This is a genomic window from Streptomyces sp. NPDC058877, from assembly GCF_042742855.1.
GTDB lineage: Bacteria > Actinomycetota > Actinomycetes > Streptomycetales > Streptomycetaceae > Streptomyces.
Genome location: NZ_JBHYMF010000168.1, coordinates 3,633 through 14,987 on the forward strand (window position 1 = coordinate 3,633; position 11,355 = coordinate 14,987).

Annotated in this window: 11 protein-coding genes; 4 read left to right on the forward strand and 7 right to left on the reverse strand. The window is 74.2% G+C overall.

Features of this window, described 5'->3' with window-relative positions; translation table 11 throughout:
- Positions 1–171 precede the first annotated feature (171 nt).
- The gene (gene lipA / locus ACFW2Y_RS28420) at positions 172–1,125 is read right to left on the reverse strand and encodes a lipoyl synthase (protein ID WP_384884910.1); all 954 of its coding nucleotides are present in this window, start codon (positions 1,123–1,125) and stop codon (positions 172–174) included.
- A gap of 102 nt (positions 1,126–1,227) precedes the next feature.
- On the reverse strand, positions 1,228–2,037 hold the full coding sequence (lipB, locus tag ACFW2Y_RS28425) for a lipoyl(octanoyl) transferase LipB (protein WP_384884912.1): 810 nt from the start codon (positions 2,035–2,037) through the stop codon (positions 1,228–1,230).
- 288 nt (positions 2,038–2,325) lie between these two features.
- Between lipB and ACFW2Y_RS28430 the strand changes: the two genes are divergently transcribed.
- Positions 2,326–3,810, forward strand: coding sequence for a regulator (locus tag ACFW2Y_RS28430; protein ID WP_384884914.1), 1,485 nt, complete (start codon positions 2,326–2,328; stop codon positions 3,808–3,810).
- Between the two features lie 113 nt (positions 3,811–3,923).
- Here ACFW2Y_RS28430 and ACFW2Y_RS28435 read toward each other — a convergent pair whose 3' ends face one another.
- Both ACFW2Y_RS28435 and ACFW2Y_RS28440 read right to left on the reverse strand, forming a co-directional pair.
- On the reverse strand, positions 3,924–5,288 hold the full coding sequence (locus ACFW2Y_RS28435; RefSeq protein ID WP_384884916.1) for an FAD-dependent oxidoreductase: 1,365 nt from the start codon (positions 5,286–5,288) through the stop codon (positions 3,924–3,926).
- 203 nt (positions 5,289–5,491) lie between these two features.
- Positions 5,492–6,412: a TIGR01777 family oxidoreductase gene (locus ACFW2Y_RS28440; protein WP_384884918.1), complete on the reverse strand. Its 921-nt coding sequence runs from the start codon at positions 6,410–6,412 to the stop codon at positions 5,492–5,494.
- Between the two features lie 39 nt (positions 6,413–6,451).
- On the opposite strand from ACFW2Y_RS28440, the gene ACFW2Y_RS28445 reads away from it, so the two are divergent.
- Positions 6,452–6,949, forward strand: a complete 498-nt coding sequence (locus tag ACFW2Y_RS28445; protein ID WP_384884920.1) for a GNAT family N-acetyltransferase — start codon at positions 6,452–6,454, stop codon at positions 6,947–6,949.
- Between the two features lie 21 nt (positions 6,950–6,970).
- Here the strand turns inward: ACFW2Y_RS28445 and ACFW2Y_RS28450 are convergent, their stop codons facing one another.
- Positions 6,971–7,675 carry a TetR/AcrR family transcriptional regulator gene (locus tag ACFW2Y_RS28450; protein ID WP_384884922.1) on the reverse strand — a complete coding sequence of 235 codons (705 nt, stop codon included), beginning with the start codon at positions 7,673–7,675 and terminating at the stop codon, positions 6,971–6,973.
- 118 nt (positions 7,676–7,793) lie between these two features.
- Between ACFW2Y_RS28450 and ACFW2Y_RS28455 the strand changes: the two genes are divergently transcribed.
- Entirely contained in the window at positions 7,794–8,588 is a 795-nt protein-coding gene (locus ACFW2Y_RS28455; protein WP_384884924.1) for an SDR family NAD(P)-dependent oxidoreductase, read from the forward strand.
- A gap of 80 nt (positions 8,589–8,668) precedes the next feature.
- On the opposite strand, the gene ACFW2Y_RS28460 is transcribed toward ACFW2Y_RS28455, so the two are convergent.
- Positions 8,669–9,190 (reverse strand): DUF4240 domain-containing protein, encoded by a 522-nt coding sequence (locus ACFW2Y_RS28460; protein ID WP_384884928.1) that lies wholly within the window; start codon positions 9,188–9,190, stop codon positions 8,669–8,671.
- Between the two features lie 99 nt (positions 9,191–9,289).
- On the opposite strand from ACFW2Y_RS28460, the gene ACFW2Y_RS28465 reads away from it, so the two are divergent.
- A complete protein-coding gene (locus tag ACFW2Y_RS28465; protein WP_384884926.1) occupies positions 9,290–10,207 on the forward strand; it encodes an SDR family oxidoreductase in 918 nt (305 codons plus the stop codon).
- A gap of 74 nt (positions 10,208–10,281) precedes the next feature.
- Here ACFW2Y_RS28465 and ACFW2Y_RS28470 read toward each other — a convergent pair whose 3' ends face one another.
- Positions 10,282–11,250, reverse strand: coding sequence for a helix-turn-helix transcriptional regulator (locus tag ACFW2Y_RS28470; protein ID WP_384884930.1), 969 nt, complete (start codon positions 11,248–11,250; stop codon positions 10,282–10,284).
- Between the last annotated feature and the right edge of the window lie 105 nt (positions 11,251–11,355).

Sequence of the window (11,355 nt, forward strand, 5' to 3'; positions counted from 1 at the left end):
CGGTCGCGCTCCGTTTCGCCACCGCTGCGGGCGCGTGCCCGTCCTCGTGCCTCGGACGGACCCGCACCCTACGCTCCGGCTCGACTGCGCCGCTCGCGAGTCCCGGTCGCGCTCCGTTTCGCCACCGCTGCGGGCGCGTGCCCGTCCTCGTGCCTCGGACGGACCCGCACCCTACGCTCCGGCTCGACTGCGCCGCTCCATGGCCTGCTGGTAGAGCCGTCCCGCGCGGTACGAGGAGCGGACCAGGGGGCCCGACATCACACCGGAGAAGCCGATCTCGTCGGCCTCCTCCTTCAGCTCCACGAACTCCTGCGGCTTCACCCAGCGCTCCACCGGGTGGTGCCGCACCGAGGGGCGCAGGTACTGGGTGATCGTGATCAGCTCGCAGCCGGCGTCGTGCAGCTGCTGGAGGGCCTCGCTGATCTCCTCGCGGGTCTCGCCCATGCCGAGGATCAGGTTCGACTTCGTGACCAGACCGTAGTCACGGGCCCGGGTGATGACGTCGAGGGAGCGCTCGTACCGGAAGCCGGGGCGGATCCGCTTGAAGATCCGCGGCACCGTCTCCACGTTGTGCGCGAAGACCTCGGGGCGGGAGTCGAAGACCTCCTCCAGGAGCTCCGGCACCGCGTTGAAGTCGGGTGCCAGCAGCTCGACCTTCGTCCGGCCGTCGGCGCGCCCCTCCGTCTGCTGGTGGATCTGGCGCACCGTTTCCGCGTACAGCCAGGCGCCGCCGTCCTCCAGGTCGTCGCGCGCGACGCCCGTGATGGTGGCGTAGTTCAGGTCCATGGTGACGACCGACTCGCCCACGCGGCGCGGCTCGTCACGGTCCAGCGCCTCGGGCTTGCCCGTGTCGATCTGGCAGAAGTCGCAGCGTCGGGTGCACTGGTCGCCGCCGATGAGGAAGGTCGCCTCCCGGTCCTCCCAGCACTCGAAGATGTTGGGACAGCCCGCCTCCTGGCAGACCGTGTGCAGCCCCTCGCTCTTCACGAGGCCCTGCATCTTCGTGTACTCCGGCCCCATCTTCGCGCGGGTCTTGATCCACTCGGGCTTGCGCTCGATGGGGGTCTGGGCGTTCCGGACCTCCAGGCGCAGCATCTTGCGTCCGTCGGGTGCGACTGCGGACACATCGGCTCCTGTAGCTTCGATTCTTCGGCGCACACCAGGGTACGCCCGTTGCTTCCCATGCCTTGACGCTCTGACCAACCCATGGCCAGAGCTCGGCATTCCTCAGGCGGAAGCCGGCTCCGCGGCCCGCTCCACCTCGCGCGGCTTGAGCTCCGCGCCCTCCAGGACGTCCCGCAGGTGTTCCTCCACGACCGGGAGCACCTCCTCGATCGAGAGATCCCGCCCCAGCTCGTTGGCGAGCGAGGTCACGCCCGCGTCACGGATGCCACACGGGATGATCCGGTCGAACCAGGCGTTGTCCGGGTTCACGTTGAGGGCGAAGCCGTGCATGGTGACGCCCTTGGCGACCCGGATGCCGATCGCGGCGAGCTTCCGGTCCTCGCGGCGCTGGCCCGCGTTGGACGGCGCGTACTCCGGGCCGTTCAGACGGGGGTCGAACTCCTCGTCGTTCAGGCGGGGGTCGAAGTCCAGCGACAGCCCGCCGAGGGAGGGGCGCCGTTCCACCGGGTCCCCGAGCACCCACACCCCGCTGCGCCCCTCGACCCGCGTCGTCGCCACGCCGAACTCGGCGGCCGTGCGGATCAGGGCCTCCTCCAGGCGGCGCACGTGTGCGACGACGTCCACCGGGCGGGGCAGCTTCATGATCGGATAGCCGACCAGCTGGCCGGGGCCGTGCCAGGTGATCTTGCCGCCCCGGTCGACGTCCACCACCGGCGTCCCGTCCAGCGGGCGCTCGTTCTCCTGGGTGCGCCGCCCGGCCGTGTAGACCGGAGGGTGCTCCAGCAGCAGACAGGTGTCGTCGATCTCGTCGGCGAACCGCGCGGCGTGCACCTCGCGCTGCTTGTCCCAGGCCACCTGGTAGTCGACGGCTTCCGCGCCGAACCCAAGGCGGACGAATCGCAGCTCACTCACGGCCATGCCTCCTCCTGGGTGCCGCGCACCGGGGACCGGGGATCATCCCGGGCCGGCTCGGCACCATGCGTCATTCGCGCCCATGCCACTGTACGGCGGTGTTGCGGACGCCCCTCGGGCAGGTGACCGGAGGCGCATGCGTCAGCGATGCCATCAATCCTCACACGATCGGATGAATGTGGGGCGAAGGTGGCGGTACGGGCCGCGGGGACCGCTAAATTCGCGCCGTTCCACGAGGGTCCGACGGGACTGTCGCCCGGACCCGGAAGGCAGGAGACCGTACAGCTGATGACGGAACGACCACCGCAGCGCATCCCGAACCGCCAGCTCGCCGCGCTCATCGCCGAGGCCGGGTTCTCGAACGCGGGCCTCGCCAGACGGGTCGATCAGCTCGGTCTGGAACACGGGCTCGACCTGCGGTACGACAAGACTTCCGTGACCCGCTGGCTCCGCGGCCAACAGCCGCGCGGCACCACCCCCGCCCTGATCGCCGAGGTCTTCACCCGTCGCCTCGGGCGCCGCCTCTCCGCCCAGGACCTCGGCCTCGACGCCTGCGCGCCCGTCTACGCGGGCCTGGAGTTCGCCGCCACCCCCGAAGAGGCCGTCGACATCGTCAGCGGTCTGTGGCGCAAGGACTCCGGCAGCCACGTCGAACTCCGCAAGATCGCCTTCACCCCGGCCGGGCTGGTCGTTCCCAGCCGGGACTGGTTGATCGGCCGGGCCGACGAGCGCGTCGGCCGCGGGGAGCTCCCGCCGGGACCCGCCGCCCGTCCGTCGGCTCCGACCGGAACCCCCGCCCACGACCCGCGGGTCCCTCCCCAGGGCCGCTCCTCCGTGCCCCGCCAACGGAGCACGGACCGGGGGCCCGGCCAGCGGGTCTCCAGCGGTGACATCGCCGCCCTCCGCTCCGTGGGCGAGCTCTTCCGCACCCTCGACCACGCCTATGGCGGGGGCCACGCCCGCCAGGCCCTCGTCCGCTACCTGGAGCACGAGGCCGAGCCGATGCTGCGCGGCACGTACGGGGAGGCCACCGGCCGCCGCCTCTTCGCCGCGACCGCCGACCTCACCCGGCTCGCCGGCTGGACCTCGTACGACATCGCCGCCCACGGCCTGGCCCAGCGGTACTTCGTCCAGTCGCTGCGCCTCGCCCAGGCCGCCGGGGACCGGGCCTACGGCTCGTACGTGCTCCTCACCATGAGCTGCCAGGCCGTCTACCTCGGCCACGGGCGGGAAGCCGTACAGCTCGCCCGGGTCGCCCAGCAGGGCGTCGGGCCCGCCGCGCCCCCGGTCGTCCAGTCGATGCTGCACGCCGTGGAGGCGCGGGGCCACGCGGTCCTCGGCGAGGCCCGGGCGTGCAGTGCCTCCCTGGTCCGCGCCGAGCGGGCGCTGGAGACGGCCCGGCCCGGCGACGAGGTGCCGTACTGGGCCCGCATGTTCGACGAGGCCCAGCTCGCCGACGAGCTGGGCCATTGCCACCGGGACCTCCAGCAGTACCGGGCCGCCGCCCAGCACGCCGAGCGGGCCCTCCAGCTCCGCGCCCCCGGGTTCGCCCGCAGCCGCCTCTTCTGCCGGGTCGTCCTCGCCACCGCGCGACTCGCCCTGGGAGAGCTCGACCAGGCGTGCGCGCTGGGCGCGGAAGCGGCGCAGCAGGCCGCGGAGATGCGGTCGGCACGGGCCGTGGAGTACGTGCGCGACTTCGAGCGACGTCTGGAGCCCTACCGTGATGCGGCGGCGGCCCGCAGCTACCGGGACCGGGTGGCGGCCATCGGCTGACGGGCCCGCCGGGCCGGGCGGGCCCGCGCACCGGGGGACGGCGCCCGGCCCGGCCGGTCGGCTCCCCTCCCGTGCACCGGGCGGGGAGCCGGCCGTGCCCGGTTCCGACGGGGTCAGGCCGCCCCGCTCGCCGGCACCGCCCGGGGGAGGCGGACGCCGAGGTCGGTCAGCAGGGCGGTCGCGGCGCGCCGGGCCGAGCTCAGCGAGCCCTGGACGGTGCTGGTGTCGCGGTGGTCCCCGCAGACGTACAAGCCGGCCAGCAGCCGCACCGAGCGGCGGTCGTCGTGGGGCGGGGGCATCGCCGGAACGGCGTCCGGGGTGTGGTGGAGGGCGAGCAGCTCCCAGTCGTCCGTCGACGTGCCGTAGAGCGTGGCCAGGTGTTTGCGGACCCGGCGCTCCGTGTCGTCCGGGGGCGTCCCCAGCACCGTCGAGGTGATCAGGGTGCGGCCGGCCGGAGCCCGGGACGGGTCGACCGCGCTCATCACCGCCGTGTGGGCCACCGGCCCGCCCGGGTCGGACTCCAGGAGCAGCGTCGGATCCGCGGTGGGCGGCAGCGGGGCCGTGTGGTGGAGGACCGTGACGGGGTGGAAGCCGGGCACCCGCAGCCCCGGAAGGAGTTCCGCCGCCGCCCGGGCCCCCGTGGCCAGGAGCACCGAACGGCAGCCGAGGACGCCGTGCTCGGCCGTGACGACCCGGGCGACGGAGACGTCCGTGACCCGGACGCCGGTACGGACGGTGCCCGGGGGCAGCGCGGCGGCGAAGAGCTCCGGGAGCGCCGCCGCACCGCCCGCGGGCACGGCGGGCCGCCCCAGGGCGAAGGCCCGGAGGGCGAGGTCGGCGCGACGGCTCGACGTGGTGAGGTCGGGGTCGGCCAGGAGCGCGGCGAGCAGGGGGCGCAGCACCCCATGGACGGTGCGGGCCGGCAGCCGTGCGGACAGGGCTTCCCGGGCGCTCCGCTCGGGGCGCGTCAACAGCCGCTGGGTCGGGGTCGCGGCGAGTCGGACGAGGGACGTTCCCAGCCGGGCCTGGTCGAGCGATGCGCTCGGGTTGCGGGGGGCGCTCGCAAGGGCGCGCGCCATGCTGAACGCTCCCCCCACGCCCCGGTGGACCCCGCCGCTCCGGTGGCCGCCCGCCCGGCGCGGGTGCGGAACGCCCCACCGGCCGTACCGGCCGTCGCTGTGCACGAGCACTCCGGGGGCGAACGGCCGCAGCGCGAGCCCGTCGAGCCCCGGCGTCGCCCGCAGGTCCTCGGGCGAGAGGGTGAGCAGCGGCCCCACCCGGTCGAGCCGGAAGCCGTCCACCGAGTCGGTGGCCAGCCGGCCGCCGAGCTGCGGCTCCGCCTCCAGGACGGCGACGGCGAGCCCGGCGTCGATGAGCTGGCGGGCAGCTGCGAGCCCCGCGATGCCGGCTCCCACGATGACGACGTCGACGGACTCCCCGACGTCCCTGTGCTGTGCGCTACTTGCGGTACTGAGCACGTGCCCCTCCCCAGGTCGGCGCCGCCGGTGGGATGCCTTATGCCCCCAACCGGCCACCGGAATGCCGGAGTTCGCAGTTCGTATCGAGCGGTGGGCACCGAGCCTAGGCAGCGCTCCCACGGAAGTCGTCCCGCGCGCGGCGGGGTGCACGCAGCACGGGGGCGCGCAGGGGGCGGTCGAGGGGGGGGCGGGGCGGCCCGCAGTCAGCGCGAGGCCGCCCGGATCGAGTCGTCGATCGTCGGGAAGGCGAAGTCGAATCCGGTCTCCAACAGGCGCCCGGGGAGCACCCGCTGACTGCCCAGCACGTCCTGGGCGAAGTCGCCGAGGACGAACTTCAGGGCCGGGGCGGGCACCGTGAAGAGGGTCGGTCGACGCAGCACCCGGCCCATGGCCGCCGTCACTTCGCGGTTGGTGACCGGCTCGGGGGCCGTCAGGTTCACGGGACCCGACAGGGACGGGGTGTCGACGAGGTGGCGCAGGGCGGCCACCTCGTCGTGCAGGGAGATGTACGACCAGTACTGGCGGCCGTCGCCCATCCGTCCGCCGAGCCCGGCGCGGAAGATCGGGAAGAGCCGTCCCCACGCCCCGCCCTCCCGGGCCACCACCAGCCCCGTGCGGGCGTACGTGACCCGGATCCCGGCCTCCTCGGCCGGCGCGGCGGCGGCCTCCCACTCCACGCAGACCGAGGGCAGGAAACCCGCGCCGGCGGGCGCGCTCTCGTCCACCGCGCGGGTGCCGGTGTCCCCGTAGAAACCGAGCGCCGTGCCGCAGACCAGTGCCTCCGGAGGGTCCGCGAGGGAGGCGAGCGCCCGGGCGATCGCGGTGGTCCCGAGCACCCGGCTGTCGCGGATCTCCTTCTTGTACGCCTCGTTCCAGCGGCGTTCGCCGACGCCCGCGCCCGCCAGGTGCACGACCGCGTCCACGCCGACGAGCCCGGCGGCGTCCACGTACAGCCGTTTCGGATCCCACTCCACCTCGTCGGCGGTGCGGGCCGGACGGCGGACGAGACGGAGGACGTCGTGGCCGTCGGCGCGAAGGGAACGGACCAGGGCCGAGCCGATGAGCCCGGAGGCGCCGGTGACGGCGACGCGCTTGCGGAGGACGGAACGCTGCATGTCCACCATCCTGCCCTCCCCGGGCCGGCGCATGGCACAGTGACCACCATGATCGTGTCGGAGACGCAGATACGGACGGCCGTCCAGGGCGACGACGCCGCACTCGCCGAGCTCGACCGGGTCACCTGGTCGCCCCTCCACGCGGTGCAACCCGCGCCCGGACCGGAGGAACCCTTCTTCGACGCGCGCCACGTGCCCGGGGACTACCTCGTGGCGGTGCGCGGGGAAGGGGTCGTCGGCTTCGTCCGGGTGGTGCCGCCGACACCGCTCGCCGCCAACTCCCACGTCCGCCAGATCCAGGGCCTGGCGGTCGCCGAAGCGGCCCGGGGGCAGGGCGTCGGCCGGGAACTGCTCCGGGCCGCGATGGACCGGGCCCGGGCGCAGGGGGCCGTCCGGATGACCCTGCGGGTCCTCGGGCACAACGGGCCGGCCCGTGCGCTCTACGCCTCCGAGGGCTTCGCGGTCGAGGGCGTGCTGCCGGGGGAGTTCCTGCTCGACGGGGCGTACGTGGACGACGTGCTCATGGGGCGCTCGCTGGTCGGCTGAGGCCGGGGCGGCGGTCGGCCGTCACTCCCGGGAGTCCGCCGGCCCTTCCGGCACGGCGGCCCCCTGCCCGCCGCCCCCGGGCCCCATCAGCCGGATGCCGCCGGTCAGTTCGCGCAGACAGCGGACGGCGAGGGCGGCCGGCGCCCCGGCGTCGCCCTCCGGTGCCTCCGCCCAGCTCTCCAGGGCGATCCGGATGGCATCGGTGGCCGCCGCCGCGGCGAGCCGCACCTCCAGCGGGGTGGCGTCCGGTCCGGCGAGCGTGCCGATGACCCCGCGCAACCGCTCTTCGGACTCCTGGTTGACCCGGTACCAGACGGCCCGGAGCGCGGGGTCCTCGGCGGCGGCCCGCAGCAGTCCGCGCGTCCAGCGCAACGCCTCCGCCTCCGTGGCGGTCTCCGGGGTCAGCGATGCGGCGATCGAGCGCTCCAGGGCTTCGGGGAGGCCGGACCGGCCTTCCGGCGCCGTCGCCGCGAGCTGCTCCCGCCACCGGTCGGCGCCGCTCGCGAGGAGCGGCGCGACGGCGTCCTGCTTGGAGCGGAAGTAGCGGTAGAAGGTGCGCAGGGCGACTCCGGCCCGTCGTGCGATCTCCTCGGCGGTGGTCCCGTCGGGGCCGTGCTCGGCGAAGAGCTCGGCGGCGGCGCGGGCGATGTCCAGCTGGGTGGCGGCCTTCCGGCGCTCCGTCAGCGAGGGGGAGGGGGGCGCGGCGCCCTTCGACTTGGTGCTCACCCGACGAGCGTACGCCCGTGGATGCCTGACGTGCGTGATGTGCAGATGTGGCAAAACGTGCCACTCGGGCGTACCGTGGCGGCGTTCCCAGGAAGCTCGACATCGAGAGGTTGCCGCCATGAACCAGCTGACCCGTTACGAAGGACGCCGCGCCCTCATCACCGGCGGCGGCTCCGGCATAGGCCAGGCCACCGTCCTGCGCATGCTCGCCGAGGGCGGCCGGGTCGTCGCCGCGGACATCAGCGAGGACGGCCTCAAGGACACCGCGGCCAAGGCCGGGGACGCCGCCGACCGCCTCACCACCGTCATCGTGGACGTCGCCGACGAGGGCTCCGTACGGGCCGGGGTCGCCGCCGCCGTCGAGGCGCTCGGCGGCCTGGACGTCCTGGTCAACGCGGCGGGCATCCTCCGTTCCTCGCACACCCACGAGACGAGCCTGGCAGCCTTCGAGCAGGTGATCCGGATCAACCTGACGGGCACCTTCCTGGTGATCCGCGAGGCGATTCCCGCCCTCCTGGAGGGCAGGGGCTCCGCCGTCGTGAACTTCTCCTCCACCTCCGCGGTGTTCGCCCACCCCTACATGTCCGCCTACGCGGCCAGCAAGGGCGGCATCCAGTCCATGACCCACGCGCTCGCCGCCGAGTACGCCAAGCAGGGCATCCGCTTCACCGCCGTCCAGCCCGGCTCCATCTCCTCCGGCATGACCGACGGCACCGGCGCCAGCCGCCAGAGCGTCGGCCCGGGCCTCCCGGAGGACACCGACTTCTCGCTCTTCGCGAAGCTCGCCCCCGCCCTCGGACAGGGCTTTGCCGGCCCCGAGACCGTCGCCGGCGTCGTCGCGATGCTCGCCTCCGAGGACGGCGCCTTCATCACCGGCACCGAGGTCCGCATCGACGGCGGCACCCACTTCTGACCGGCCGCCCGGTCCCGCCGGTCCGGGGCGCGCACCTCACCGTCCGCGCTCCCGGCCCGTACGGAGCCGGCGTCCCGGAGCTATGCCGAGCCGAAGCGCTCCCACAGCCGCGGGAAGCGGCCCGCGAGCACGTCGTCGTCCTCCAGGTCGAAGGGGGTGCCGAGCGGCTCTCCCCCCGGCATCGGAATGCCCAGGTCGGGAGTCTCGCCGCCGGTCAACGCCTCGTACGCCTCGTCCGCCGCGAAGCCGATCTCCTCGCCGTCCCCGTCGATCTCCACGTCGAAGTCGCCGAGCAGCTCCGCGAGCGCGTCCGGATCGTGCACCGCCCCCTCGTAGACCTCCCGGCCCTGCCCGATCAACCAGCACCGGAAGGAGTCGAAGACCTCGTCACCGGCCCCGTCGAAGAGGACGGCTGCGGCACCCCACAGGTCCCAGAGGTACGCCCGGTTGTAGCGGGCCTCGAAATGGCGCGCGTAGTCGAGCACCGAGTCGGGGTCCAGCCGGGTCAGCCGCTCCACGAGCAGATCGGCCTGCTCCTCGGAGTCGCCCTCGGCGGCCTCGCGGGTGGCGTCGATGATCTCCCAGAACTCGGTCTCGTCCATCACGGCACCAGCATCGTGGCTCGCGCGATCCGACGCACCCGGAAAGCCCGAAATGAATCCGGACAGAAGGTGTCGTACTTTCCTGCCAGCCTGGTGCCCATGACGACGCACGACACACCCCTGAAGGGGCGGATCTGCCTGGTCGCCGGTGCCACCCGGGGCGCCGGACGGGCCATCGCCGTCCAACTCGGCACCGCCGGAGCCACGGTGTACGTCACGGGCCGCACCACCCGCGGGGAGCCCAGCGAGGTCGGCCGCACCACCGAGACCATCGAGGAGACCGCCGAACTGGTGACGGCCGCCGGCGGCGAGGGCATCGCCGTCCCCACCGACCACCTGGAGCCCGAGCGGGTCCGGGCCCTCGTCGACCGGGAGCACGGTCGTCTCGACGTCCTCGTCAACGACCTCTGGGGCGGCGAGCACCTCATCGGCTCCGCCTTCGGCAGGAAGAGCTGGGAGCTCGACCTCGCCGACGGCCTGCGGATGCTCGAACTCGGCGTGCGCACCCATGCCGTCACCTCGCACCTCGCGGTTCCGTTGCTGATCCGCAATCCCGGCGGGCTCCTCGTGGAGGTCACCGACGGCACCGCCGCCTACAACGGCACCCGCTTCCGCGAGAACCTCTACTACGACCTCGCCAAGAACGCCCCGATCCGCATGGCCTTCGGCCTCGCGAAGGAGCTGGCGGAGTACGGCGGCACGGCCGTCGCGGTCACTCCCGGCTGGCTCCGGTCCGAGCAGATGCTCGCCTCCTTCGGCGTCACCGAGGAGAACTGGCGCGACGCCCTCGGGAAGGCCCCCGACTTCGGCATCTCCGAGTCACCCGTCTACGTCGGTCGGGCCGTCGCCGCCCTCGCCGCCGACCCCGACCGGCACCGGTGGACCGGTCGGTCCCTCTCCAGCGGGCACCTGGCGGCCGAGTACGGCTTCACCGACGCCGACGGCTCCCGCCCGGACTGCTGGGGCTTCCTGGTGGCGAAGGAGACCGGGACGCCCGCGGTGGCCGACCACCGGTAGGGCGGAGGACCCCGCCGGGCGCTCCCGGACCGGCCCGTGCGGACCGTCGCTCTCCGGGCCGGTCCGCGGACGTCTCAGGAGTACAGCGCGGCCAGCCCCCGTGCGGCTGCCGCGAACCGCTCCCGGAGCGCGGCCGGGGCGAGCACCTCCGCGTCCGCACCGAGGCCGAGGAGCTGGCCGAGGGCGACCTCCTCGCTCTCCACCCGCAGCGTCACCGTCACCCGGTCGTCGTCCCCGCCCCGGACGGCCGCCGCCAGTGCCTCCGCGGCCGCCCCGCGGTCCGTGACGTGCGGCAGCCGGTCGGCGCCCGCCGGTGACAGCCGCAGCACCACCTCGGCCCGCAACAGCGAGCGGGCGAACTCCGCCGACCGCTCCTCCCAGAACGCGGACAGCTCGAAGTCCGGGTCCCGTTCGAACCGTTCCCCGCCCGCCTCCACCGCAGTGAACCGGTCCACCCGGTAGGTGCGGAAGGCGGAACCGGAACGCGCGCACACGTACCAGACGCCCGCCTTGAGGACGAGGCCGTACGGTTCGAGCCGCCGCTCCACCTCCGTCCCGTCCCCGCGCCGGTAACGGGCCGACACCCGCCGGTCGTCCCACACCGCCTCCGCCACCGGGGGGAGCAGCTCAGGGGTCTCCGGTTCCTGGTACCACCCGGGCGCATCCAGGTGGAAGCGTCGTGCCGCCGACTCGTGTGCGTCCCGCAGCGAGGGCAGCAGCGCCGCCGACACCTTCAGCCGGGCCGCCGAAGCCGCGTCCGCGAGCCCCATGTCCCGCAGGGCGCCGGGCAGCCCCGACAGGAACAGGGCCTCGGCCTCGCCGCGCGCCAACCCCGTGAGGCGCGTGCGGTACCCGCCGACCAGTCGGTAGCCACCGGCCCTGCCCCGGGCCGCGTACACCGGCACCCCCGCCTCCGACAGGGCGAGCGCGTCCCGGGCCACGGTCCGCTCCGACACCTCCAACTCGGCGGCCAGTTCGGCGGCCGTCATCGACGGACGCGACTGGAGGAGCAGGACCATCTTGATGAGGCGGGCGGCGCGCATGGGTGCCACCCTCCCACCCTCCGGGGGCCGGCTGCGGTTCCCCGTCCCGGAGCCGAGGACCGCCCCGGTACGGCCGAGGGGCCGCGCCCGTACGAGACCCGTACG

Coding starts and splice junctions, on each gene's coding strand:
- ACFW2Y_RS28445 (WP_384884920.1), top strand. CDS start 6,452: ATGATCGTGTCGGAGACGCAGATACGGACGGCCGTCCAGGGCGACGAC.
- ACFW2Y_RS28470 (WP_384884930.1), bottom strand. CDS start 11,250: ATGCGCGCCGCCCGCCTCATCAAGATGGTCCTGCTCCTCCAGTCGCGT.
- ACFW2Y_RS28455 (WP_384884924.1), top strand. CDS start 7,794: ATGAACCAGCTGACCCGTTACGAAGGACGCCGCGCCCTCATCACCGGC.
- ACFW2Y_RS28430 (WP_384884914.1), top strand. CDS start 2,326: ATGACGGAACGACCACCGCAGCGCATCCCGAACCGCCAGCTCGCCGCG.
- ACFW2Y_RS28465 (WP_384884926.1), top strand. CDS start 9,290: ATGACGACGCACGACACACCCCTGAAGGGGCGGATCTGCCTGGTCGCC.
- ACFW2Y_RS28440 (WP_384884918.1), bottom strand. CDS start 6,412: ATGGTGGACATGCAGCGTTCCGTCCTCCGCAAGCGCGTCGCCGTCACC.
- ACFW2Y_RS28460 (WP_384884928.1), bottom strand. CDS start 9,190: ATGGACGAGACCGAGTTCTGGGAGATCATCGACGCCACCCGCGAGGCC.